This window comes from Methylobacterium sp. HMF5984 (genome assembly GCF_045033435.1).
Classification (GTDB): domain Bacteria; phylum Pseudomonadota; class Alphaproteobacteria; order Rhizobiales; family Beijerinckiaceae; genus Methylobacterium.
The window spans coordinates 4,901,961-4,925,039 of sequence record NZ_JBJFLN010000001.1; the positions used below are offsets into that span (position 1 = coordinate 4,901,961).

Consider the following 23,079-nt stretch of genomic DNA (forward strand, 5'->3'; position numbering starts at 1 on the left):
GCTGCGGCCTTGCCTTCGACGCCCGGCGAACCAGACTTCCCCGCGCGAGGGCGACCGCTCCGGTCCGCACGAGGAAACCGCCGATGGCCCGACCCCGAACCGGCGCGCGCGTGCTCGTCGACCAGCTCCTGGCGCAGGGCGTCGGGCGCCTGACCTGCGTCCCCGGCGAGAGCTACCTCGCAGTGCTCGACGCGCTCTACGACACGGACGTCGACGTGCTGGTCTGCCGGCAGGAGGGCGGGGCCGCGATGATGGCCGAGGCGGCGGGCAAGCTCACCGGCCGGCCGGGCATCTGCTTCGTCACCCGCGGCCCCGGCGCCACCAACGCCGCATCCGGCCTGCACGTGGCGCAGCAGGACTCGACGCCGATGATCCTGTTCGTCGGCCAGGTCGCCCGCGCGATGCGGGACCGCGACGCGTTCCAGGAGATCGACTACCGCGCGATGTTCGGCACCGTGGCCAAGTGGGTGGTCGAGATCGACGACGCCGCGCGCATCCCCGAGCTCGTGGCCCGCGCCTTCCGGACGGCGATGCAGGGGCGCCCCGGCCCGGTGGTGGTGGCGCTGCCGGAGGACATGCTCGACGACGCGGTCGCGGTCGCCGATGCGGGGCCCGTCGAGCCGGCGGAGCCCGCACCCCGCCCGGAGGACGTGGCCGACCTGCGCCGGAGGCTCGACGGCGCGCAAAGCCCGATCGTCCTCGTCGGCGGCTCGCGCTGGAACGAGGCCGCGCGCGACGACCTCGTCGCCGTCGCCGAGGCCGAGGACCTCTCGGTGGCGACCTCGTTCCGGCGCGCCCACCTCTTTCCGGCCGACCATCCGCACTACGCCGGCGAGCTCGGCATCGGCCCGAACCCGGCCCTCGTCGCCCGCATCCGCGCGGCCGACCTGCTGGTGATGATCGGCGGCCGGCTCTCGGAGATGACGGCGCAGTCCTATCGCCTGCTCGGCATCCCCGATCCCGGCCTGCCGCTGGTCCACGCCCACCCGGACGCGAACGAGCTCGGCCGGGTCTACCAGCCGGCCCTGGCGATCCAGGCCGCGCCCGGCCCGCTGCTCGCGGCGCTCCGGGCATCGCCGCCGGCCGTCGCGGCGCGGCGTGGACGCGCGGTCGCGGCGCATGCGAGCTACCGCGACTGGTCGGAGCGACCGGCGGCGACGCCCGGCGCCTTCCAGTACGGCGAGGCGGTGACCTTCCTGCGCGGGCGGCTGCCGGCCGACGCGATCCTCTGCAACGGGGCGGGCAACTTCGCCACCTGGATCCACCGCTACTACCGGTTCCGGGATTTCCGAACCCAGCTCGCGCCGACCTCGGGCTCGATGGGCTACGGCGTGCCCGCCGCGATCATGGCCAAGCGCACGCACCCCGAGCGCATCGTGGTCGCGCTCGCGGGCGACGGCGACCTGCTGATGACCGGCCAGGAATTCGCGACCGCCGTGCAATACGCGATCCCGGTCGTCGTCGTGGTGCTCGACAACGGCATGTACGGCACCATCCGCATGCATCAGGAGCGCGAATATCCCGGCCGCGTCTCCGGCACGCGGCTGCGCAACCCGGATTTCGCGGCGCTGGCCCGCGCCTATGGCGGCCACGGCGAGCGCGTGGAGCGGACGGAGGACTTCGCGCCGGCCTTCGAGCGGGCGCTCGCCTCCGGGCTGCCGGCGATGCTGCACTGCCTCGTCGACCCGCAGGCGCTGACGCCGACCCAGACGCTCGACGCGATCCGCGCCGGCGCGGTCGCGCAAGGCAAGGGCAAAGGCACGGGTCCCGACACGGGCAGCGAGGGCCCGGACGACGTTTGACGCGCCGTCCGCCGGGGGCCGCATCGTCAGAAGATCGAGATCAGCAGGATGCCGGCCACCATCAGCGCGGCGCCGCCGAGCCGCGCCGGGCCGGCCTTGACCTGCTTCATGCCGACCCAGCCGAAATGATCGAGCGCCACCGAGGTCAGCAGGTTGGCGGTGATCAAGAGGCCGTTGAAGGCGCCGGCGCCGACCGTGTCGACGAACAGCAGGCCGCCGAACACCGCCACCGCGCCGGTGATGCCGGCGAGCGGCATCCACCAGCGCACGCCCTTCACGTCCTCGCGGGTCGGGAGCGGCGTCGGCCGCACCAGGAACACCAGCGCGAACACGAAGACGACGGGCAGGAACGAGACGGTCGCCGCGAGCCAGGGGTTCACCAGGGCGCCGCGCAGCTGGGAGTTCCACACCACGCCCACCGCCTGCAGGATGCCCGCGACGACGATGAACGGGTAGAGCAGCTTCGGGTTGAGGCCGTGGCCCTCGTCCTTCTCCCCGCCCGTGTCGGCGGTGGTGCGGGCGATGAAGAAGACGCCGACGGCCATCAGCAGGCCGCCGAGCCACGGCATCGGCTTGAAGCCGCCGCCCTGCAGCCCGAACAGGCCGAACGCATCCATCGCCAGCGAGGCCAGGATGTTGGCCGTGAGCGTCAGGCCGTTGAATGGCCCGGCCCCGACCTTGTCGATGAAGGCGAGACCGCCGAACACCGCGACCGCGCCCGCGACGCCGCCGAGCGGGGCGTACCAGGGCATCTTGCCCAGCGTCTCCAGGGTCGGGAGCGGCACCGGCATGATGAAGAACAGCGTCGCGAACACGAACACGATCGGGGCGAACGACACCGTTGCCGCCAGCCAGGGGTTCACCAGCCGCCCCCGCAGCTGGGCGTTCATGGAGTTGCCGAGCGCCTGGAGGGCGCCGGCGACGAGGATGAAGGGATAGAGCAGGGCGGCGTTCACGGGGGGATCTCCGATCCGAAGGGCTGAGGGCTTGGCCGAGGCGTCAGACGAGGAGCAGGCCGGCGAGCGCCAGCGCCAGCGCCGGCGGCATCACCAGCAGGCCGAGCTTGAGGAAGCGCCAGAAGCCGACATCCTCGCCCTCGCGCCGGATCGCGGTGAGCCAGAGGATCGTGGCGAGCGAGCCGGTGACCGAGAGGTTCGGCCCGAGGTCGACGCCGATCAGGATCGCGGCGGCGATGGTCTTCGAGACGGCCGCGGCATGGACCGCGGCGCCGGCGAGGAGGCCCGCCGGCAGGTTGTTGACGAGATTGGAGCCGACGGCGACGACGACGCCCGAGCCCCAGGCGGTGCCGGCCGGGTCGGCCTGGGCGTAGGCCTTGAGCTGGTCGGCGATCATCTTGAGCACGCCGGACTTCTCCAGCGCCTCGACCAGGACGAACAGGCCGGCGACCAGCGGCAGCACGCTCCACGACACATCCTTCACCACCGCGACGAGGCCGCTGCGCTTGATCGCGAGGACGACGAGGGTGGTGGCCAGCCCCGCGATGAAGGTCGGCAGGCCGAGCTCGATCCCGGCCGCCGACGACCCGATCAGCGCAGCCGCGGTGGCGACGATGCCGGCGCCCGCGACCTTGCCGCCGAGCCCGAGCGACGCGGCCTCGACGTCGGTCGCGATCGCCTGGCGCTTCAGCGTGCCGTTCTGCGTGACGCGCAGGACGAGGTAGGTGGCGACGATGGCCAGCACCGAGGGCAGGCCGAAGGTCGCGAGCCATTCCCCCAGCGGCGGCATGTGGTCGGCGAACACGACGAGGTTGGCCGGGTTCGAGATCGGCAGCACGAAGCTCGCCGCGTTGGCGATGAAGGCGCAGATGAACAGGTAGGGCAGCGGGTTCTCGACCTTCGCCGCCTTGGTCGCGGCGTAGACGGCCGGCGTCAGCACCACGGCGCAGGCGTCGTTCGAGAGGAACACCGTCACCACCGTGCCGACGACGTAGACCAGCAGGAACAGCCGCGTGGCCGAGCCCTTGGCCATCCGCACCGCGATCGTCGCGAGCCAGTCGAACAGGCCCTCCTTCCGCGCGATCTCGGCGAGCAGCATCATGCCGATGAGGAACAGGTAGACGTCGGTCCCCTTGGCGACGCCGTCGAGCGCGTCGTGCCACGGCAGCAGCCCGAGGACGACGAGGAGGACGGCCCCGAGCGCCGCCCAGATCGCCTCCGGCCATCCGAACGGCCGCAGGATCACGCCGAGCGTCGCGGCGCCCGCGATCCCCCAGGTCGCGAGGTTGGGTGTCATGGCCAGTCCAGCGATCACGTCTTGCATCCCCCGGCGCCCCGCGGGGCGCGTGTCGTCCTGAAATCCTGGGTCAGGCGCTCACCACTTGCGCCCGGCCCGGTTGGGGCCGAGCTGGTCGCCGCGCACGCCCTTCTGGAGCCAGCGGCCGACATTCGGCACGTCGCTGCCGGGCTTGCCCGGGATCGCGGGCACGAAGCCGGGCTCGTCGAAGGCGACGACCGGCTCGACCACGTCGGTGTCGACGAAGTCGGGCCCGTGGCCGGACCAGTCCGCGTGCACCGCCTCGACCTGGATGCTGCGCGCGTCCCGCGGCCAGGCCAGCCACGCCGCGTAGGTGCGCCCGCCCTCGTGCGCCATGCGGACCCATGGCCCTGTCCCGACGCGGGCATGCACGTAGCGCGGCGGCGCGTCGGAGAGCACCACGGCGCGGACCGCGATCCGCCCGCGCGCGTCGGCGACCATGCCGGAGGTCTCGGGCGTCGCCGGCCGCGCGGCGACGCGCCGGTCGGCCGGGCTGGTGATCAGCACGAACGGCCACGGGCGGTCGAGCGCCTTGAAGCGCCAGCTCGTGACCGGGCCGTCGATCGCCGCGACCGCGTAGCCGACCGAGCCGTCCTCGTTCTGCCCGACCGAACGCGCCGCGGCGTAGAGGGTGCGCCCGTCATGGGCGAGCTCGTTGTAGTGGGTGTGGCCCATCTCCACGAGGCGCACGCCCGTGGCCCGGAACAGGCCGGCGACGTCGAGGCGGTCGTCGGGCTCGCGCAGGTCGTCGGGGTAGGCGTGCATGAACACCGCGACGGGAACGCCGTCCTCGGCCGCCTGGGTCAGCGCCGCGCTCAGCCACTGCGTCTGGTCGGGCCCCAGGCGGAAATCGAGGCCGATGCCCTTCCGGCCGTAGCCCGGGCTGACGATGTCGACGAACAGGCAGCGGACGCCCTGAAAATTCTCGCACGCGCAGTAATGCGGGATCTCGGCCGGCGGCCAGGTCTCCTCGGGCGACCCCACCGGCGGCTGGTCCAGCGTCCACACCGTCGGAGCCGGCAGGCCCCGCGACGCGACCAGGCCGGCGTGGAACGCCTGGAAGTCGGCCATCGCCCCCTGCTGCCGGTCGTGGTCGCCGGGAATCAGGCGCACCGGCAGGTGCGGATGCCGGGCGAGGGCGTCGGCGAGGATCGCGTACTCGCAGGCCCAGCCGTTCTCGGCGAGGTCGCCGGGCAGGTAGACGAAGTCGAGCAGGTGCTGCGGCGCGATCATTGCGATCTGGTCGAGGATCGCGCGGAAGTCGGCGGCGTTGCGCGTGTCGGGCTTCGTCAGGTGCAGGTCGCCGACGTGCAGGAACACCAGTGGTTCGGCGGTCGGCGTCCCGCGCTCGGCGGCGGTCGGCATGGAGGCGTCGGACATTGCGGGTGGGTCCGTCCGATCAAGCGGTCGCGGGCATCGCGGCCGGCAGGCCGCCGTCCGGGCGGCCTCCGATCGCGGTCGCGTCGCGGGTCTCGGGCATCAGCGCGAGGTAGAGGACGAAGCCGAGCCCGGCGGTCGCCGCGAGCGCCAGGAACGCGGCCGAGTAGCCCGCCGAGACGATGATCAGCCCGGCGAAGGTGGCGCTGAACGCGGCACCGAGCCCCTGCGCCGTCGCCACCGCCCCCTGCGCGGCGTTGAAGCGGCCGCCGCCGCGGGTGAGGTCGGCCACCACCACCGGGAACAGCGCGCCGTAGACGCCGGCACCGACGCCGTCGAGCAGCTGGACGCCGACGAGCCAGAACGGGTTGTCCGACAGCGTGTAGAGCACGCCGCGCAGGGCCAGAACGCCGAAGGCCGCGAGGAAGATCGGCTTGCGCCCGATCGCGTCGGCCTTGGCACCGACGAACATCGCCACCGGCACCATCACGCATTGCGCGGCGACGATGCAGACCGCGATCAGCGAGGTCGCGTGGTCCTTGCCCGACAGGTGCGTCAGCAGCTGCCCGACCGAGGTCAGCATCGCCGCGTTCGAAAGGTGGAACAGCGCGCACAGGCCGGCGAACAGTACCAGCGGCTTGTTCTTCAGCAGGGTGGCGAAGCCCGACGGCGCGTTCTCCTCGACGACGTCCTGTTCCTTGGTCATGCCGCAGGCGAGGTCGTCGTCGATGGCTCGCGCCGGCACCAAGAGCATCGCGCCGATGGAGCAGACGGCGAGCGCCCCCATCAGCCAGAACACCACGACGGGCCCGAAGAAGTAGGCGAGCCCGCCGGCGAGCGCGGCGGAGACGGCGTTGCCGGCGTGGTTGAAGCCCTCGTTGCGGCCGATCCGCCGCGAGAACATTTTGGGGCCGACGATCCCGAGGGTGATGGCGGCGAGCGCCGGCGGGAAGATCGCCCCGGCGACGCCGGCGACCGATTGCGTCGCGGCGACGAGGTAGAAGTTGCCGATGAACGGCAGCGCGAGGCAGCTCGCCGTCACCGCCAGGGCGGCGGCGATCACCACGGCGCGCTTGGCGTTGGTGCCGTCGATCAGCATCCCGGCCGGCGTCTGCGCGATCAGCCCGGCGATGCCCGCGATCGTCATGATCAGGCCCGTCGTTGCCTCGTTCCAGCCCTGGTCGGGCCCGCGCACGGCGATCAGGTAGATCGCGAGATAGGGCCCGAGGCCGTCGCGCACGTCGGCGAGGAAGAAGTTGAGGGCGTCGAGCCCGCGCAGGGTCTTCGCCGACGGCATCGAACCGGCCGTGCCGTCCCTCGCCCCCGCCTGTGTCGTGCTCACGTCGTCGCCCTCGCTGGTCGGGTGGCCGGGCGGATCGCCTCCGCTCGGCCGGGTGCTCAAGTCGTTGATCGCGCCTGTGTTCCGCCGCCCGGCTGCGATCAGGCCGCCTCGGCCGTCGCCGGCTTCGGCTTGCGGACGGTGCCGTCGTGGTCGACGTGCAGCCGGACGGCCTGCCCGTCCTTCTCGGCCGGCACGTCGAAGTGCTTCGGCCGCCGCTCCGGCTCGCCGGTCACGCGGTAGCCGGCGGCCTCCGCGGCGGCGATCGCCGCGGCCGGATCCGCATCCGAACCCGCAGCCTTCGCCGGCCACGTCACCGCGTGCACCGTGCCGTCGGCGGCGGTGAGGCGCGCGACCTTGATCTCCGACGGCTTGCGCTCGCCCTCCACCGTCACGGCATCGCCGACGCGGAGCGCGATGCCCTCGGCCCCCTTCGGCCCGAGGTCGGCGAGGTGTCGCCCGTCGGCGCCTTCGATGGCGAAGCGGTGCCCGAAGATGGCCCAGACGGTTCCGGTGGCGTTCGTCGTCGTCATGATCGTCTCTCTGAGGGGTGGTGGGTCGGTCAGCGCGGCGGCGCGGCGTCCGGCGGCGGCGGAGGGGCGTCCGGCGGCGGGGGCCGCCCCGGATCGATCTCGGTCATCGCGCCGGTGGCGGCGGCGATGGCGTGCGCCTCGATCACGGTGCCCAGCGCCCAGCGGGCGAGAACCCCGCGGACGGTCAGGACGCGCCCGGCCCGGAGCTCGGCGTTCCAGCGTTCGGCCTCGCGCGGCGGCATCCGCACCTGCGTGCCGTCCGCGAGCAGCACCCCGTTGATCTCGCCGCGCTTGCCGTGCAGCGGCATGGCCACGCGCCCGGTCACCGTCGTCTCGCTGCGGTCGCGCCCGGGCGGCCCGAGGTCGATCACCGTCGCCCCGGTCGCGTCGTTGCGGATCATCGTCCCGTCGACCAGCGGCAGCGCGCGGGCCTTCAGTCCGTGGATGGTGACGGCATCCCCGGGGCGCACCGTGAAGGCCAGCTGCACGCTGAGATGGGGCGGCGCCTTCACCTCGGTGCCGTCGGTGAGGATCAGGCCGTCGATGTCGCCGCGTGGCGTCAGCGTGTACTGCCGCACCGTTCCGCGTGTCTCGGGCAGGCCGGCGGGATCGAACGCCGTCTGCGCCGCGGCGCTCGCTGCCGAGAGGGCGAGCGCCGCGATGGCCGGGAGGAGAGCCGTCTTCCGATGCCGCACGACGCCTCCCTGTCCCGATCGGATCACGGGAAGGCCATGGCACCGTCCGTGCCATCGACAAAACGCTTACGGATCAGATGGTTGCCTCGGCAACGGTCAAGCTTGATCGTCCGGATTCGCGACAGCGACCGTCGTGAGATCGGACAGGCGCGCGCCGTCGGCCGGCACGCCGAGGCCGTAGCGCTCGATCTTGGCGTAGAGCAGCTGGCGCTGGATGCCGAGGCGCCGGGCGGCCGCGGTGCGGTTGCCGCCGGACGCCTCCAGGGCCGCTGCGATCATCGCCGCCTCGAGCCGCGCCACGGCGCCGGGCAGGTCGCCGGCGAGCCAGTCGACCGGCTCGGCCCTGCGGGCGGCGGCGGGCAGGTCGAGGTCGGGCGCGTCGATCGCGTCGCCCCGCACCAGCACGCCGGCGCGCTCGATCACGTTGCGCAGCTCGCGGACGTTGCCCGGCCAGGCATGCCCGAGCAGCCGCGCGGCGGCCGCCGCCGTCAGCCGCTTACCCCCGAGCCCGGCGCCGGCCAGGAAATGCTCGGCCAGCGGCAGGATGTCGGCGAGGCGCTCGCGCAGGGGCGGCAGCGCGATCGGGACGACGTTGAGGCGGTAGTACAGGTCCTCGCGGAACGTGCCGGCGGCGACCATCCCCGGCAGGTCGCGGTGCGTCGCGGCGACCACCCGCACCGCGACGGCGACCGGGCGCCCGCCGACCGGCGCCACGACCTTGTCCTGGATCACCCGCAGGATCTTGGCCTGCATCTCGGGCGGCATGTCGCCGATCTCGTCGAGGAACAGGGTTCCCCCGTTCGCCTCGCGGAACGCGCCGGTTCGGTCCGTCACCGCGCCGCTGAACGCCCCGCGGACATGGCCGAACAGCTCGCTCTCGAGGAGGTCGCGGGGGATCGCGGCGCAGTTGACCGGGACGAAGGCGCCGGAGCGGCGCTTCGCGTAGGTGTGGAGCGCGCGCGCCACCAGCTCCTTGCCGGTGCCGGTCTCGCCCTGGATCAGGATCGTCGCATCGCTGTCGGCGGCGAGCCCGATGGTCTTCTGCACCCGCCGCATCCCGGCGCTCGACCCGACGAGGCCGTCGCCGGCGCCCGGCTCGCCGGCCGCGGCCGAGGGGATCGCCGGCCGGTCGAGCATCGCGGACAGCACCGCCGCGAGGTCGGCGCGGCCGACGGGCTTCGTCAGGTGGTCGTGCGCGCCCAGCCGCATCGCCTCGATGGTGTTGCCGGCATTGGCGTAGGCCGTCAGCACGGTCACCGGCGGCGGGCTGTCCTGCGCGCGGATGCGGGCGAGCACCGCCATGCCGTCGAGATCGCCCGGCATGCGCAGATCGAGCAGGATCGCGGCGACCCCCGGCTCGGCCGCCAGCCGCGACAGGGCCTCGCGGCCCGAGGCCGCCACCAGGGGCCGGTGGCCGAGATCGGCGATGGTCTCGGCGAGGCTCTCGGCCAGGGCCGCGTCGTCGTCGACGATGAGGATCAGAGCCATATCGCCATCAGAGCCAGGGCAGGTCGATCTCGAAGGTGGCGCCCACGGTCGATTCGACGAGCCGCACCTCGCCGTCATGCGCGCGGGCGATCTCGCGCACGATCGCGAGGCCGAGGCCGGTGCCGTCGGGACGCCCGGTCGCGAAGGGCTCGAACGGCTCGGCCCGGATCGCGTCGGGGACGCCCGGCCCGGTATCGGAGACGGTGAGCAGCAGGCGCGCGCCGCGAGCGTCGCCGATGCGCGCGGCGGCGAGCCGGACGAGGCCGCCCTCGGGCACGTGCTGGAGCGCATTGAGCACGAGGTTGTCCAGCGCTCGGGCGATCTGGCCGGCATCGATCGAGACCCGGGCGCCGGCCGGCAGCCCGTCGGTCTCGACCGCGAGCCGCACGCTCTGCTCGCGGGCCAGATCCTCGTGCAGGCGGGCGCTGGCCTCGAGCAGGGCGGCGACGTCGGCGGGCGCGCGCACGGGCGGCCGCGCCTGCGTCAGGCCGAGGAGGTCCGAGAGCAGCCCGTCGATGCGGGCGACCTGCTCCAGCACGGTCTCGATCGCGCCGCGGGCGCGGGCCGGATCGCCGCTCGCCAGGGCGTTCTCGGCCTTGAGGCGCATCGCCGAGAGCGGGTTGCGGATCTCGTGGGCGACGCTCGCCGAGAGCCGCCCGACCGCGGCGAGCTTCTCGGCCGCCACCGCCCGTCCCTGCGCCTCGCGCAGGCGCGCGCTCGCCGCGTTCAGCGCGTCGACGAGGCGGTCGAGCTCCGGCTCGCCGGTCGGCGCGAGGTCGGGCAGGTCGCCGCGCTCGGAGCGCGGCGCGGCGAGCTGCGCCTTGAGCCGGGCGATGTGGCCGGAGAAGCCGTAGAGGAAGCGCCCGAGGAACAGCGCCGAGCCGAGCACGGTCGCCGCGAGGAAGGCGAAGCCGGCAAGCAGCTGGCGGTAGGCCGGGCCGTGATCGGTCTGGATCCGCGCCATGGTCCAGGCGGTCGCGCCGACGATCGGGCCGCGCAGGGGGCAGGCCTGGAGCAGCAGGGCCTGCGTCCGGCTCGGGCGGCGGAGCGCCACGGGCCGCTCGGTGCGCAGCGCGTCGGCATTGATCTGCGCGATGCTGTCGCGCTCGGCCGCCGGCAGGTCGGTCTTCGGCCCGGTGCCCTCGTAGGTCGGGAAGGCGTAGGCGACCGAGCCTTCGGACGCGGTCCAGATCCCGCCCTCGACGCCGGGCGAGCGGGCGAGCGCCACGCTCACCGCATCGGCGAGGTCGGCGCGCAGGGCGGCGTCGACCGCGCGCGTGGACGGCATCGCGCCGGCGACGAAGGCGGTGCGGTCGACGATCTCGCGGCAGGCGCGGGCGACCGCGACCTCGGCCTGGCCGACCTGCACGTCGGCCGACTGGCTGTAGAACGCGAACAGCAGGTAGGCGGTGGCCGCGGCGGAGGCGAGCAGCAGCAGCCAGAGCGCGAGCAGCCGCGCCCGCAGCGAGCGCGGCATCACCGGCCGCGCCATCGCCGCGCTCGGTCGAAACCTGGGTCGAAGCGGATCTCGCGCACCGGGCGTCTCGGCCCCTTCATCGGCAAGGCGCCACCGCCTCGGATGCTGCCGGTGGTCGCATGTTCCGGCCAGGCGACCAAGCGGGCTGGGCGGATGTCGGGTCGGGCGGGCTCGACGATCCTGCGGAGGCCCCCCTCGCTTGACCGCCCCGGCGGTTTTCGACAGGGTCCGCGGCGCTGCAATCCGCGGTTCCGGCGAGGGCCGCCGCACTGGACGATCCGCAAAAGCTCCCGATGGCGTCAGGCGACGAGACGGCTCCCGAGGCGGCTCCTGGGCCCTTCACGATCTGCCGCGAGGACGAGCCGGTGCCGGCAGCGCTTCGCGGCGCCGTCGCCGGGATCGGCAATTTCGACGGGGTCCATCGCGGGCATCGCGCGCTGGTCGCGGCGGTGCGCGCCGCCGCCGACGAGACCGGGGTCCCGGCGGCGATCCTCACCTTCGAGCCGCATCCCCGAGCCTACTTCGCCCCCGACAAGCCGATGTTCCGCCTCACCGGCGTCGCCGCCCGCGAGATCGTCTTCCGGCGGCTCGGGCTCGACGGGGTGATCGTGCGCCGGTTCGACGCGGGCCTCGCCGGCACCGGCGCGCGCGACTTCGTCGATCGGCTGCTGCGCGACGACCTCGGCCTGTCGGGCGTCGTCGTCGGGCACGACTTCCATTTCGGGCGCGGGCGCGAGGGCACGCCGGAGATGCTGGCGGCCCTGTGCGCCGAGGTCGGCCTGTCGTGCCGCATCGTCGCGCCGGTGGCGCTCGGCACCGAGGCCGACCCGGTCTCGTCGAGCGCGATCCGGCGGGCGCTCGCCGAGGGCGAGGTGGCCCGCGCCAACGCGCTGCTCGGCTACCGCTGGTTCGTGATCGCCGCCGTGCGGCACGGCGACAAGCGCGGGCGCACGCTGGGCTATCCGACCGCCAACCTCGCGCTCTCGGACTGCGCCCTCGCCCACGGCATCTACGCGGTGCGCGTGCGCCTGCCCGACGGCACGATGCGGGACGGGGTGGCGAGCTACGGCCGCCGCCCGACCTTCGACGACGGCGCGCCGCTGCTCGAGGTCAACCTGTTCGGGTTCGCGGGCGACCTCTACGGGCAGGAGATCGCGGTCGAGCTCGTTGGCTTCATCCGCGGCGAGGAGCGCTTCTCGAGCGCCGAGGCGCTGATCGCCCGCATGGACGTCGATTCGGCCGAGGCGCGGGCGATGCTCGCCGCCGACCGGACGCCGTCGATGCTGGACTGACCGGCGTCAGGGCGCCGAAGCGAGCGCGAGCGCGGCGTGGCGCAGGTCCTTCGCGTCGTGGCCGCCGCTGACGGCGTAGGCCGAGTCGCCGGTGGTCCAGGCCAGCGTCGCGCCGTCGCCGGCATCGGCCACCTCGGTGGCGAGCCCGGCCGCGTGCACGAGCCCGGTCGCGCGGCGCCGGGTTGCGAACAGGGAAACCTCGCCGAGCTCGCCGGCCGCGAACGCCACCTCGATCCCGGTGCCGCTGCGGGCGGGAAACACCTGCACGTCGCGCACCGTCCAGCCCTCGGGGACCGCGGGCAGCGCGATGCCGGTCGCCGCCGAGAGCCGCGCCCGGTCGTAGGCCGGCACGCCCTGCGCGCCGATGCGGACGCGGAGCTGCGCCACCTGCCGGGCCTGCTGCGCGTCGGCGACGAGCGCCGGGTCGACCGGCGAGGCGAAGGTGTCGGGCACCCCGAACTGGCCGACCTCGCTGTGCGCGAGCCAGCCCGCACCGACGAGCACGGCGATCGCCGCCGCCCGCTTGAAGCGCGACGCGACGCGGTTCCAGCGCAGCGACCGGTCGAGGCGGCGGGCGGCGATGCGCAGGCGGTCCGGCCCGGGGCCGGGCGACGGCGCGAAGGATTCGCGCAGAGCGTCGCGGTCGTGCATCTCGGCCATCACGCGGGCCGCCACGTCGGGGTTGCCCGCCAGGTACGCCTCCACGTCGAGGCGGCGCATCACGTCGAGCTGCCCGTCGACGAAGGCGATGAGGTCGGTGTCTGCAATCGGGTCGGTCATCGCGGGTTCGTCCTGTCGCCTCGTTCGCCGTCGTCTCGCTCCGCGCCGTCAGAAGTCGCCGACGGCGCGGCGGGCAAAGGGCGCATCGCCCGGCCCCTCGGTGCGGCCGTCCCGGGTCACGAGGCGCAGGCCCGGCCGCTCGGGCGCGCGCGGTCGAGGCTCGTCGGCGCCCTTCCGCGCGGCGTTCTCCCGCGCGGCGCCCTCGCCCTCCTCGAAGGCGCGCAACGCCGCCCGGCCGCGGCCGAGGCGCGACATCAGCGTGCCGATCGGGATGCCGAGCACCGCCGCGGCGTCGGCATAGGCCATGCCTTCGAGGGTGACGAGATGGAGGGCGGCGCGCTGCTCCTCGGGGAGCGTCAGGAAGGCGCGGCGGATCTGGGCGAGGCGCACCTGCCCCTCCTGGGCCGGCAGCGCCACCTCCTCGTGCATCTGCACCAGCACGTCGGCATGGCGCGTCTCGACGCGCTTGCGGCGTTGGTCGTCGATGAAGACGTTGTGCAGCACCGTCATCATCCAGGTGCGCAGGTTGGTGTTGGGCCGGAGGCTGCCTTCCGCCTCCAGCGCCCGCACGAGCGTGTCGTGCACGAGGTCGTCCGCCCGCAGGGTGTCGCGGGTGAGCGAGCGCGCATAGCGCCGCAACGGCACCAGGAGGTCGACGATATCGGGGCGCTTGGTCTTGTCGGCGATCATGGAACGCTAACGGAGCGGCGCGCGGATTTAATCCGTCCGCGCGCCGGCGTGCCCGAAGGGTCGGGTGCGCCGGCGCACCCGACCCGGCGCGCTCGGCTTACTGGTACGCCTGCTGCAGGTCGAGCGAGCAGTCGCGGCCGATCTTCTCGTAGTTCTCGGCGAGCCAGGCCTGCGCCGCGTGGCGGCCCTTGTCGCGCAGGCGCTGGAACACGCGCCAGCGCGCGTCGAGCTTGGAGCCGGCATTGTAGGCGTCGAGCGCGTCGGTGCCGTCGATGCGGTGGACCAGCACCCGCTGGTACTGGCCCTGGCCGAGCACGCCCTCCTCGATCAGCCCGTCGACGAAGTCGATCGCGCGCAGCTCGCGCATCAGGTTGGCGTTGAAGGTGATCTCGTTCAGCCGGTCCTGGATCTCCCGCTCGGTCCGCGGGGTCTCGCGGCGCTCGACCGGGTTGATCTGCACCAGGAGGATGTCGCGGGTCACGGCGCCGCGATGCAGGGGATAGAGCGGCGGGTTGCCGAGGTAGCCGCCGTCCCAGTAGGGCACGCCGTCGATCTCGACGGCCTGGAACACGGTCGGCAGGCAGGCCGAGGCCATCAGGTGGTCGACGGTGAGGCGCTCGCGCTCGAACACCGCGAGCTTGCCGGTCCAGACGTTGGTGGCCGAGACGAAGACGCCGGCCGTGCTCGCCTCGCGCAGGCGCTCGAAATCGACCTGGGCGGCGAGCGCCTTGCGCAGCGGGTTGATGTTGAGCGGGTTCGAGACGTAGGGGCTCGGCGTCAGCACCTTCGACCAGAACTCGATCACCGGGTTGCCCTTCAGCGCGCCGAACATCCCGTGGAACAGGCTGCGCTGGCCCGGCGAGAAGTCGCCGTCGAGGCTGACCTCGCGCCAGAACCGCTCGAGCCCGGCGCGGGCGCCCTCGGGGCCGTCCTTCAGCCAGCCGTCGATCATCACCACGGCGTTCATCGCGCCGGCGCTCGCCCCGGTGACCGCCTCGAAGCCGAGGCGCCCGTCCTCGATCAGCGCGTCGAGGACGCCCCAGGTGAAGGCGCCGTGCGCGCCGCCGCCCTGCAGCGCCAGGGCGACGTTCTTCTCCGCCCGCGGCCCCGCGAGCACGTGATGCGAGGGGTGGGCGGAGGGGCGGTCGGCGATGCCGTCGGAGACAGGCCCGGGCACGGCGGTGACCGGGTTGCCGGGCTCGGGACGATCGGTGCAGGGCTGCGAAGTCGGCGTCATCATCGCCTCAACATAAATTGCTGCACTGCGGTATCAAAGGCCGCATCGCAGCATTTTTCTACGGACACGGCGCCGGCGCAAGCGCGCCCGGTGCGTCGCGGTTCCGCGAATCGGCGCGGTGGACGGCGGCGCCCCGGCAAGCGCGACGCGACCGGAGCGCGCGCGAGGTCCGGGGCCGGCAAGCACGATCCCGTTGGCGGACAACGCTTATCCGAGGCGGGGTCGGCACGATCGCGCCGGGCCGTGGCCTGCGCGAACTCGACATCGCGGGGCGGATGCGACATGACACGCGCGGTGCAGACATGCATCGCCGCAGGATTGACGCGGTCCCGCGTCAATCGCAGCTAAACGATCGACCGTGCAAGCTGATGGCGTGCTGCGCGCAGCCGCCGGCCGATCGCGACGTCGCGAAACACAAGGCCTTGAACGAAGGTCCACGATGGAAGCCATGCAAGCCGCCAGCCTCGACCAGAACCCGCTCGCCGCGCAGGCCGCGGGCCTGACCGGACCGGAGATCGCCGGGCCGGCCCCGCGGCACCGCACCGTCGGGGTCCGCGTCGGCCAGGGCGAGGGCGCGGTGACCGTCGGCGGCGGCGCACCGGTCGTCGTCCAGTCGATGACCAACACCGACACCGCCGACATCGACGCCACGGTGGCGCAGGTCGCGCAGCTGGCGCGGGCCGGCTCGGAGCTGGTGCGCATCACCGTCGACCGCGACGAGGCCGCCGCCGCCGTCCCGAAGGTGCGCGAGCGCCTGGACCGCATCGGCTGCCACGTGCCGCTGGTCGGCGACTTCCACTACATCGGCCACAAGCTGCTCTCCGATCACCCGGCCTGCGCCGAGGCGCTGGCGAAGTACCGGATCAACCCGGGCAACGTCGGCTTCAAGGAGAAGAAGGACGTCCAGTTCTCGACGATCATCGAGCAGGCGATCCGCTACGGCAAGACGGTGCGCATCGGCGCGAACTGGGGCTCGCTCGACGAGGCGCTGCTCACCCACCTGATGGACGAGAACGCCCGGCTGCCCCGGCCGATCGACGCCCGCGCGGTGATGCGCGAGGCGATGGTGCAGTCGGCGCTGTCCTCGGCCGAGCGCGCCGTGGAGCTCGGCCTGCCGAAGGACCGCATCATCCTCTCCGCCAAGGTCTCGGCGGTGCAGGACCTGATCGCGGTCTACCGCGAGGTCGCGCGCCGCTCGGACTACGCGATCCACCTTGGGCTGACCGAGGCCGGCATGGGCTCGAAGGGCCTGGTCGCGGCGTCTGCCGCCATCGGCGTGCTGCTGCAGGAAGGCATCGGCGACACGATCCGCTACTCGCTGACGCCGGAGCCCGGCGGCGACCGCACCGTCGAGGTGAAGGCCAGCCAGGAACTGCTGCAGACCATGGGCTTCCGCACCTTCGTGCCGATGGTGGCGGCCTGCCCCGGCTGCGGCCGCACCACCTCGACCACGTTCCAGGAGCTCGCCCGCGACATCCAGAACTGGATCGTCACCTCGATGCCGGAGTGGAAGAAGACCTATCCGGGCGTCGAAGGCCTGAACGTCGCGGTGATGGGCTGCATCGTCAACGGCCCCGGCGAATCGAAGCATGCCGACATCGGCATCTCGCTCCCCGGCACCGGCGAGACCCCGACCGCGCCGGTCTTCATCGACGGCAAGAAGGCGATGACCTTGCGCGGCGCGACGCTGGCCAAGGACTTCGAGACGGTGGTGATCGACTACATCGAGCGCCGCTTCGGCCAGGGCGCCCGCAACGCCGCGGAGTAGCACCGCCGCGCCTCCCCCTCCCCCGCACCCAAGTCGGGCACACCCCGGCTTGGGCACATGAAGGTGCAGGTTTGGGGCGGGCCCGAGATCGGTCGGGCGGAGGGACGCCCCGTTCCCCGAAACCTCCCTGTTCCCGCCCGCACGGGGGCGTGATAGCAGGGCGCCGAGATTCCGTGAGCGGCAGGCCCAGCGGCCGCCGTGGCCCGGCATTCGCGTTCCCGGTCGCATCCTCCGGTGGGACCCTCGATGCGCCACACCGCGAAACGCCGTGCAGGCTTGATGAGCCTCGATCGCACCCGATGACCCAACCCGTGACACCGGGCGGCACCGCCGCTCAGCCCGACGCCGCGGGCGTCCAGCCCGCCGCGGACGGCCCGGCCCTGGCCGCGCCCGGCACCGTCGTGCACCCCGCCGGCGCCGTCGACCCGGCGGAGGGCCGGGCGCACGCCGCGCCGGGCCTCTGGACGCTGGCCGTCGGCTCGGTCGGCGTGGTCTACGGCGACATCGGCACCAGCCCGCTCTACGCCTTCCGCGAGGCGCTGGTGCCGGCCCGCTACGACAACATCCTGCTGGCGGAGGAGGTGCTCGGCACCGCCTCGCTGATCCTGTGGGCGCTGTTCCTGATCGTGACGGTGAAGTACGTCGCGATCCTGCTGCGCATGGACAACAACGGCGAGGGCGGCATCCTCTCGCTGATGGCGCTGGCGCGGAAGGCGCTCGGCGGATCGCGGATCGTGTTCGCGCTGGGCCTGCTCGGCGCGGCGCTGTTCTACGGCGATGCGGTGATCACCCCGGCGATCTCGGTGCTGTCGGCGGTGGAGGGGCTGAAGCTCGTCACCCCGGCCTTCGAGGGCTCGGTGCTGCCGATCACCGTGGCGATCATCCTCGCGCTGTTCCTGGTGCAGAGCCGCGGCACCAGCAAGGTCGCGGCCTTCTTCGGGCCGGTGATGGTGCTGTGGTTCCTGGCGCTGGCGCTCGCCGCCGTGCCGCACATCGTCGGAAACCTCACGGTCTTCAAGGCGCTGAACCCGTGGTACGCCGTGCATTACCTGCTCGGCCACGGCACCGGCGCCCTCGTCGCCCTCGGCGCGGTCTTCCTCGCCGTCACCGGCGCGGAGGCGCTGTTCGCCGACCTCGGCCATTTCGGCCGGCGGCCGATCCAGATCGCGTGGCTCGGCCTCGTCTTCCCGTCGCTGGCCCTGAACTATCTCGGCCAGGCGGCCCTGGTGCTGGAAAAGCCCGAGACCACCGATCCGTTCTTCCAGCTGTTTCCCGAATGGGCGCTGCTGCCGATGGTGATCCTGGCGACGCTCGCCACCGTCACCGCGAGCCAGGCGGTCATCACCGGGGCGTTCTCCCTGTCCCGGCAGGCGATCCAGCTCGGCCTGCTGCCGCGGCTCGAGATCCGCCACACCTCCGAATCGCATTCGGGGCAGATCTTCCTGCCGCAGATCAACGGCCTGCTGATGATCGGCGTCGTGGTGCTGGCGGTGGTGTTCCGCTCGTCCTCGGCCCTGGCCTCGGCCTACGGCATCGCGGTCACCGGCACGATGCTGCTCACCGCGAGCATGACCTTCCTCGTGGTCTGGCGGCTGTGGCACTGGTCGCCCGTGGCGGCGGCCGCCCTGATGCTGCCGTTCATCGTGATCGAGTTCCTGTTCCTGCTCTCGAACCTGCTCAAGGTGTTCGAGGGCGGCTACGTGCCGCTGCTGCTCGCCGCCGGCCTGATCGTGCTGATGTGGACCTGGGTGCGGGGCGTCACGATCCTGTTCAACAAGACCCGCAAGACCGACGTGCCGATCCTCGAGCTCGTCGGCATGCTGGAGAAGAGCCCGCCGCACCACGTGCGCGGCACCGCGGTGTTCCTGACGAGCGATCCCGAGATCGCGCCGGCGGCCCTCCTGCACAACCTCAAGCACAACAAGGTGCTGCACGAGAAGAACGTTATCCTCACGGTCGAGACCGTCGACACCCCCCGCGCCAACGGGCCGGACCGGGTGCGGCTGGAGCCGATCGGGCCGGGCTTCTACAAGGTCGTGATGAAGTTCGGCTACATGGAGACGCCGAACATCCCAAAAACCCTCGTGCTGCTGCGCAAGGAGGGCTTCAAGTTCGACATCATGGCGACGTCGTTCTTCCTGTCGCGCCGCTCGATCCGCCCGGCCGCCCATTCCGGGATGCCGCTGTGGCAGGACCGGATCTTCATCACGCTCGCCAAGAACGCCAACGACGCGACGGACTTCTTCCAGATCCCCACGGGCCGGGTCGTGGAGGTGGGGACGCAGGTCACGGTCTGAGGCGCCCCACTTCCAGGCCAGCCGGGATGGCGGCGCGCATCGTCGCTCGATGTCACAGGCGTTCGACGGGCACGCCCACGGCCGCACCCGCCTCTGCGGGGCGCGTGTCGAGGGTCGCGAGCGTCAGGCCGGCATCGGCGGCGATCGCCCGATGAAGCGCATCTCCAGCGCGAAAGCCGGGATGGGTCTGGTCCGCGAAGCGTGCCGCCGTCCGAAACGTCCTTTCGTCGATCGGCAGTATCACGAGCGACGTAGCCGTCAGGCGCGTGAACGCCGACGGGGCCACCGAACGATGCTGCGAATCGATCGTGCCCGTGCGGAACTTGATCGAGGGCGGTGCCGAGAACTCGGTGGCGACCCAGGCACTGATGGCGAGGTCCCCGCCTGCCCAGGCGGTGGGCCAAGCCCGCATCCGGGCGGTTTCCCGCTCCTCGGTCTACGCCGCGACCGAGACCGACGTATCGAGATACGGCATCAGTACCGTTCGTCGTCCCACATCGCGCGCACAAACGTCGCGGCACCCTCCGGCTGCAGCGGCATCGCGGCGGTGACGGCCCGGAGGGTCGCGATATCGATCGGCCGCTTCGGTCCCGGCATGGCACTGTGCCGTGCCACCTCGCGCCCGCGACGCGTGACGACAGCGGCTTCGCCGGCGACCACTCGGTCGATGGGCGCGCTGAGTCGCGCCTTTGCCTCTGCCAAGCCCCCGTTTCCATCGCCCTCGATGCCCATCGAGCTGGTCATCGTAGGTGGCGGATCGGGATTCGGCTATCCGCCCGTTCCCTCCTATGTGTGCGTGCGCCAACGCACACGGCATGCCCCAGGCGCCGGGCTCGGGCCGCGTGCGGTCGTTTGCCCGCGTTGCACCGCGCAGCAGGCATGCCGTAGATTGAATTCATTCTGAGAACGACATGCGGACCCGGGGGGCGTCGCGGCACGGGAGGCCTTCGCGTCGTCCGGGCCGTCGCGCCGTCCCGGTGCGATCCGCATTCACACAGGACGTTTGCGAATGATCAAACTGACGGTGAACGGAGCGCCACGCAGCTTCGACGGCGACCCCGACATGCCGCTGCTGTGGTACCTGCGCGACGAGCTCGGCCTGGTCGGCACCAAGTTCGGCTGCGGCCAGTCGCTGTGCGGCGCCTGCACGATCCACCTCGGCGGCACCGCGACCCGCTCCTGCACCACCCCGATCTCGGCCGCGGCCGACCAGGAGGTGACGACCATCGAGGGGCTTTCCCCCGACGGCAACCATCCGGTGCAGGTGGCCTGGCGCGACCTCAACGTGGCGCAGTGCGGCTACTGCCAGTGCGGCCAGATCATGCAGGCGGCCTCGCTCCTGAAGGATACGCCGAAGCCGACCGACGCGCAGATCGACGAGCAGATGAGCGGCAACATCTGCCGCTGCGGCACCTACCCGCGCATCCGCGCCGCGATCCACCAGGCCGCCGGTCAGGCGCCCGCCAGCAAGGGAGAGCGCCTGTGATCCATGACGCAAAGATGATGGCCGACCTCGCCGCCGAGGCGCCGACCCGGCCGACCCTGATCGCCAATGTCAGCCGCCGCGCCATCCTCGGCGGGCTCGGCGCCTTCGTGCTCGCGGTGAACCTGCGCGACACCGCCAAGGCCGAGACCAAGGCCCAGGAGCCGGCGAAGTTCGGCGCCGACGGCATGCCGCACGGCTGGCGCGACGACCCGAAGATCTTCGTGGCGATCGCCGCCGACGGCCGCGTGACCGTGACCAACCACCGCTCCGACATGGGCCAGGGCGTGCGCACCTCGGTCGCCTTCGTCGTCGCCGACGAGCTCGAGGCCGACTGGTCGAAGGTCGGTGTGGTGCAGGCCTGGGGCGACGAGGAGCGCTTCGGCAACCAGGACACCGACGGCTCGCGCAGCTTGCGCCACTTCTTCCAGCACTTCCGCCACGCGGGCGCGGCGGCCAAGCTGATGCTGATCCAGGCGGCGGCCAAGCAGTGGAACGTGCCGGCCTCCGAGGTGACGGCCGAGAACCACGTGCTGACGCATGCCAAGTCGGAGCGCACGCTCGGCTACGGCGACGTCGCGGCGATCGCGGCGGAGCTGCCCGTGCCGGCCCGCGAGAGCGTGGTGCTGAAGGACCCCAAGGCCTTCCGCTACATCGGCAAGGGCCAGATCGGCATCATCGACAACCGCGACATCACCACGGGCAAGGCGGTCTACGGCCTCGACACGAAGCGCGAGGGCATGCTGTACGCGCTGGTCGCGCGCCCGGCGGTCTACGGCGGCAAGGTCGTGAGCTTCGACGATACCGAGACCCGGAAGGTCCCCGGCGTCGTGAAGGTGTTCAAGATCGACGGCGGCGAGATCCCCTCGGAGTTCATGCCGCTCGGCGGCGTCGCGGTGGTGGCCAAGAACACCTGGGCGGCGATGAAGGGTCGCGAGGCGCTGAAGATCGTCTGGGACGACGGCCCGAACGCCGGCTACGACACCGACGCGTTCCGCACCGAGCTCGAGAAGGCGGCGCGCGCGCCCGGCAAGGTCGTGCGCAACCAGGGCGACGTCGACGGGGCGATGGCCAAGGCCAAGACCAAGCTGACGGCCGACTACTTCGTGCCCCACCTCGTCCAGGCTCCGATGGAGCCGCCGGCCGCGGTGGCGCAGGTGAAGGACGGCGCGTGCGAGGCCTGGGCCTGCACGCAAGGGCCGCAGGCGGCGCATGACCGGCTGGTCAAGGCGCTGGGGCTTCCCGCCGACAAGGTCCGGGTGAACGTGACGCTGCTCGGCGGCGGCTTTGGCCGCAAGTCGAAGCCCGACTACGTGGTCGAGGCCGCGCTCTGCTCGCGCGAGGTCGGCGGCGCGCCGGTGAAGCTCACCTGGACCCGTGAGGACGACATTCACCACGGCTACTATCACACCATCTCGGCCGAGCACCTCGAAGCGGGCCTGGACGACAAGGGCATGCCGGTGGCCTGGCTCCACCGCTCGGCGGCGCCGACGATCGGCTCGATCTTCGCGCCCGATCCGAAGCACGAGCTGCCGTTCGAGCTCGGCATGGGCCTGGTCAACACGCCGTTCGCGGTGCCGAACATCCGGCTGGAGAACCCGGAGGCGGCCGCCCACGTGCGGATCGGCTGGTTCCGCTCGGTCTCGAACATCCCGCACGCCTTCGCGATCCAATCGTTCGTCGCCGAGCTGGCGCACGCGGCGGGGCGCGACGCGAAGGACTACCTGCTCGACCTGATCGGCCCGGCGCGCAAGATCGATCCCACCTCGATTGGCGATGTCTGGAACCACGGCGAGGATCCCAAGCTGTACCCGATCGACACCGGGCGCCTGCGCCGGGTGATCGAGACGGCGGCCGGTGGCGCCGGCTGGGGCCGCAAGCTCGAGAAGGGCCGGGGCCTCGGGATCGCGGGGCATTACAGCTTCGTCACCCACACCGCGGTCGCGGCGGAGGTCGAAGTCGACCCGAAGGGCGGCGTGAAGGTCGTCGCGGTCGACATCGCGATCGATTGCGGGCCGCAGGTGAACCCGGAGCGCATCCGCTCGCAGATGGAAGGCGCCGTGGTGATGGGGATGGGCCTCGCGCTCACCTCCGAGATCACCTTCAAGAACGGCCGGGCGCAGCAGAACAACTTCGACGGCTACGAGATCATCCGGATCGACGCCGCGCCGAAGGTGATCCGCGTGCACCTCGTCAACTCGGGCACCTGGGACGGGCCGCTCGGCGGCGTCGGCGAGCCCGGCGTTCCGCCGGTGGCGCCGGCGATCGCCAACGCGGTGTTCGCGGCCACTGGCCGCCGCGTGCGGCAGCTGCCGATCCGCGACCAGCTCAGCGCCTGAGCCAAGGAAGCCGCGCCGCCCGCCGGCGCGGCGACGGACCGGACGACCGAGGGGCCCCTCTTCCACCGGAAGAGCGGGCCCCTCGGCGTTTTGCGAAAAGCTCCGTGTCCGAGGCTTCTGTTTTCCCGCGACGTCGCGTTTCGGCGGAGCCTTGCCGGTGGATGCCGCGTTTCCGTCACGGAGCCACCGGGATCGTCCTGTCGGTCCC

19 protein-coding genes are annotated in these 23,079 nt (G+C 72.5%); 6 read left to right on the top strand and 13 right to left on the bottom strand.

Annotated elements, in window-relative coordinates; genetic code table 11:
• Positions 1 to 83 precede the first annotated feature (83 nt).
• Complete coding sequence (locus ACFZ8E_RS23825; protein ID WP_405043983.1) at positions 84 to 1,802, top strand: thiamine pyrophosphate-binding protein; 1,719 nt, start codon at positions 84 to 86, stop codon at positions 1,800 to 1,802.
• Positions 1,803 to 1,828: 26 nt separating this feature from the next.
• Here the strand turns inward: ACFZ8E_RS23825 and ACFZ8E_RS23830 are convergent, their stop codons facing one another.
• The 8 genes from ACFZ8E_RS23830 to ACFZ8E_RS23865 all read right to left on the bottom strand — a co-directional run bounded on the left by ACFZ8E_RS23830 (position 1,829) and on the right by ACFZ8E_RS23865 (position 11,000).
• Complete coding sequence (locus ACFZ8E_RS23830; protein WP_147728234.1) at positions 1,829 to 2,758, bottom strand: DMT family transporter; 930 nt, start codon at positions 2,756 to 2,758, stop codon at positions 1,829 to 1,831.
• A gap of 43 nt (positions 2,759 to 2,801) precedes the next feature.
• On the bottom strand, positions 2,802 to 4,055 hold the full coding sequence (locus ACFZ8E_RS23835) for an arsenic transporter (RefSeq protein WP_244033081.1): 1,254 nt from the start codon (positions 4,053 to 4,055) through the stop codon (positions 2,802 to 2,804).
• 78 nt (positions 4,056 to 4,133) lie between these two features.
• Complete coding sequence (locus ACFZ8E_RS23840) at positions 4,134 to 5,456, bottom strand: metallophosphoesterase family protein (protein WP_405043984.1); 1,323 nt, start codon at positions 5,454 to 5,456, stop codon at positions 4,134 to 4,136.
• Positions 5,457 to 5,475: 19 nt separating this feature from the next.
• The gene (locus ACFZ8E_RS23845; protein WP_405044443.1) at positions 5,476 to 6,750 is read right to left on the bottom strand and encodes an MFS transporter; all 1,275 of its coding nucleotides are present in this window, start codon (positions 6,748 to 6,750) and stop codon (positions 5,476 to 5,478) included.
• 143 nt (positions 6,751 to 6,893) lie between these two features.
• Complete coding sequence (locus ACFZ8E_RS23850; protein ID WP_243933565.1) at positions 6,894 to 7,325, bottom strand: hypothetical protein; 432 nt, start codon at positions 7,323 to 7,325, stop codon at positions 6,894 to 6,896.
• A 29-nt stretch (positions 7,326 to 7,354) separates the two neighbouring features.
• On the bottom strand, positions 7,355 to 8,020 hold the full coding sequence (locus ACFZ8E_RS23855; protein WP_405043985.1) for an OB-fold nucleic acid binding domain-containing protein: 666 nt from the start codon (positions 8,018 to 8,020) through the stop codon (positions 7,355 to 7,357).
• Positions 8,021 to 8,116: 96 nt separating this feature from the next.
• Entirely contained in the window at positions 8,117 to 9,508 is a 1,392-nt protein-coding gene (locus ACFZ8E_RS23860) for a sigma-54-dependent transcriptional regulator (RefSeq protein WP_405043986.1), read from the bottom strand.
• A gap of 7 nt (positions 9,509 to 9,515) precedes the next feature.
• Entirely contained in the window at positions 9,516 to 11,000 is a 1,485-nt protein-coding gene (locus ACFZ8E_RS23865; protein ID WP_246694937.1) for a PAS domain-containing sensor histidine kinase, read from the bottom strand.
• A 278-nt stretch (positions 11,001 to 11,278) separates the two neighbouring features.
• On the opposite strand from ACFZ8E_RS23865, the gene ACFZ8E_RS23870 reads away from it, so the two are divergent.
• The gene (locus ACFZ8E_RS23870; protein WP_405043987.1) at positions 11,279 to 12,277 is read left to right on the top strand and encodes a bifunctional riboflavin kinase/FAD synthetase; all 999 of its coding nucleotides are present in this window, start codon (positions 11,279 to 11,281) and stop codon (positions 12,275 to 12,277) included.
• A 6-nt stretch (positions 12,278 to 12,283) separates the two neighbouring features.
• Here the strand turns inward: ACFZ8E_RS23870 and ACFZ8E_RS23875 are convergent, their stop codons facing one another.
• The 3 genes from ACFZ8E_RS23875 to ACFZ8E_RS23885 form a co-directional block, all read right to left on the bottom strand.
• Positions 12,284 to 13,057: an anti-sigma factor gene (locus tag ACFZ8E_RS23875; protein ID WP_147843668.1), complete on the bottom strand. Its 774-nt coding sequence runs from the start codon at positions 13,055 to 13,057 to the stop codon at positions 12,284 to 12,286.
• Between the two features lie 48 nt (positions 13,058 to 13,105).
• Entirely contained in the window at positions 13,106 to 13,747 is a 642-nt protein-coding gene (locus ACFZ8E_RS23880; RefSeq protein ID WP_147843667.1) for a sigma-70 family RNA polymerase sigma factor, read from the bottom strand.
• A 97-nt stretch (positions 13,748 to 13,844) separates the two neighbouring features.
• Positions 13,845 to 14,987 carry a patatin-like phospholipase family protein gene (locus ACFZ8E_RS23885; protein ID WP_147729027.1) on the bottom strand — a complete coding sequence of 381 codons (1,143 nt, stop codon included), beginning with the start codon at positions 14,985 to 14,987 and terminating at the stop codon, positions 13,845 to 13,847.
• A gap of 445 nt (positions 14,988 to 15,432) precedes the next feature.
• On the opposite strand from ACFZ8E_RS23885, the gene ispG reads away from it, so the two are divergent.
• A complete protein-coding gene (ispG, locus tag ACFZ8E_RS23890; protein WP_147729028.1) occupies positions 15,433 to 16,752 on the top strand; it encodes a flavodoxin-dependent (E)-4-hydroxy-3-methylbut-2-enyl-diphosphate synthase in 1,320 nt (439 codons plus the stop codon).
• Between the two features lie 299 nt (positions 16,753 to 17,051).
• A complete protein-coding gene (locus ACFZ8E_RS23895) occupies positions 17,052 to 19,049 on the top strand; it encodes a potassium transporter Kup (protein WP_243932687.1) in 1,998 nt (665 codons plus the stop codon).
• A 52-nt stretch (positions 19,050 to 19,101) separates the two neighbouring features.
• Here the strand turns inward: ACFZ8E_RS23895 and ACFZ8E_RS23900 are convergent, their stop codons facing one another.
• The gene (locus ACFZ8E_RS23900) at positions 19,102 to 19,461 is read right to left on the bottom strand and encodes a type II toxin-antitoxin system VapC family toxin (RefSeq protein WP_405043988.1); all 360 of its coding nucleotides are present in this window, start codon (positions 19,459 to 19,461) and stop codon (positions 19,102 to 19,104) included.
• 62 nt (positions 19,462 to 19,523) lie between these two features.
• On the bottom strand, positions 19,524 to 19,793 hold the full coding sequence (locus ACFZ8E_RS23905) for a type II toxin-antitoxin system Phd/YefM family antitoxin (RefSeq protein WP_405043989.1): 270 nt from the start codon (positions 19,791 to 19,793) through the stop codon (positions 19,524 to 19,526).
• Between the two features lie 265 nt (positions 19,794 to 20,058).
• Between ACFZ8E_RS23905 and ACFZ8E_RS23910 the strand changes: the two genes are divergently transcribed.
• Both ACFZ8E_RS23910 and ACFZ8E_RS23915 read left to right on the top strand, forming a co-directional pair.
• The gene (locus tag ACFZ8E_RS23910) at positions 20,059 to 20,535 is read left to right on the top strand and encodes a (2Fe-2S)-binding protein (protein WP_147728433.1); all 477 of its coding nucleotides are present in this window, start codon (positions 20,059 to 20,061) and stop codon (positions 20,533 to 20,535) included.
• Positions 20,532 to 22,871 carry a molybdopterin cofactor-binding domain-containing protein gene (locus ACFZ8E_RS23915; RefSeq protein ID WP_405043990.1) on the top strand — a complete coding sequence of 780 codons (2,340 nt, stop codon included), beginning with the start codon at positions 20,532 to 20,534 and terminating at the stop codon, positions 22,869 to 22,871. The genes ACFZ8E_RS23910 and ACFZ8E_RS23915 overlap by 4 nt, the downstream gene beginning before the upstream one ends.
• Positions 22,872 to 23,079: the final 208 nt, after the last annotated feature.

Coding starts and splice junctions, on each gene's coding strand:
- ACFZ8E_RS23870 (WP_405043987.1), top strand. CDS start 11,279: ATGGCGTCAGGCGACGAGACGGCTCCCGAGGCGGCTCCTGGGCCCTTC.
- ACFZ8E_RS23910 (WP_147728433.1), top strand. CDS start 20,059: ATGATCAAACTGACGGTGAACGGAGCGCCACGCAGCTTCGACGGCGAC.
- ispG (WP_147729028.1), top strand. CDS start 15,433: ATGCAAGCCGCCAGCCTCGACCAGAACCCGCTCGCCGCGCAGGCCGCG.
- ACFZ8E_RS23900 (WP_405043988.1), bottom strand. CDS start 19,461: ATGCGGGCTTGGCCCACCGCCTGGGCAGGCGGGGACCTCGCCATCAGT.
- ACFZ8E_RS23875 (WP_147843668.1), bottom strand. CDS start 13,057: ATGACCGACCCGATTGCAGACACCGACCTCATCGCCTTCGTCGACGGG.
- ACFZ8E_RS23880 (WP_147843667.1), bottom strand. CDS start 13,747: ATGATCGCCGACAAGACCAAGCGCCCCGATATCGTCGACCTCCTGGTG.
- ACFZ8E_RS23865 (WP_246694937.1), bottom strand. CDS start 11,000: ATGGCGCGGCCGGTGATGCCGCGCTCGCTGCGGGCGCGGCTGCTCGCG.
- ACFZ8E_RS23850 (WP_243933565.1), bottom strand. CDS start 7,325: ATGACGACGACGAACGCCACCGGAACCGTCTGGGCCATCTTCGGGCAC.
- ACFZ8E_RS23885 (WP_147729027.1), bottom strand. CDS start 14,987: ATGATGACGCCGACTTCGCAGCCCTGCACCGATCGTCCCGAGCCCGGC.
- ACFZ8E_RS23895 (WP_243932687.1), top strand. CDS start 17,052: ATGACCCAACCCGTGACACCGGGCGGCACCGCCGCTCAGCCCGACGCC.
- ACFZ8E_RS23845 (WP_405044443.1), bottom strand. CDS start 6,750: ATGCCGTCGGCGAAGACCCTGCGCGGGCTCGACGCCCTCAACTTCTTC.
- ACFZ8E_RS23860 (WP_405043986.1), bottom strand. CDS start 9,508: ATGGCTCTGATCCTCATCGTCGACGACGACGCGGCCCTGGCCGAGAGC.
- ACFZ8E_RS23835 (WP_244033081.1), bottom strand. CDS start 4,055: ATGACACCCAACCTCGCGACCTGGGGGATCGCGGGCGCCGCGACGCTC.
- ACFZ8E_RS23905 (WP_405043989.1), bottom strand. CDS start 19,793: ATGACCAGCTCGATGGGCATCGAGGGCGATGGAAACGGGGGCTTGGCA.
- ACFZ8E_RS23825 (WP_405043983.1), top strand. CDS start 84: ATGGCCCGACCCCGAACCGGCGCGCGCGTGCTCGTCGACCAGCTCCTG.
- ACFZ8E_RS23840 (WP_405043984.1), bottom strand. CDS start 5,456: ATGTCCGACGCCTCCATGCCGACCGCCGCCGAGCGCGGGACGCCGACC.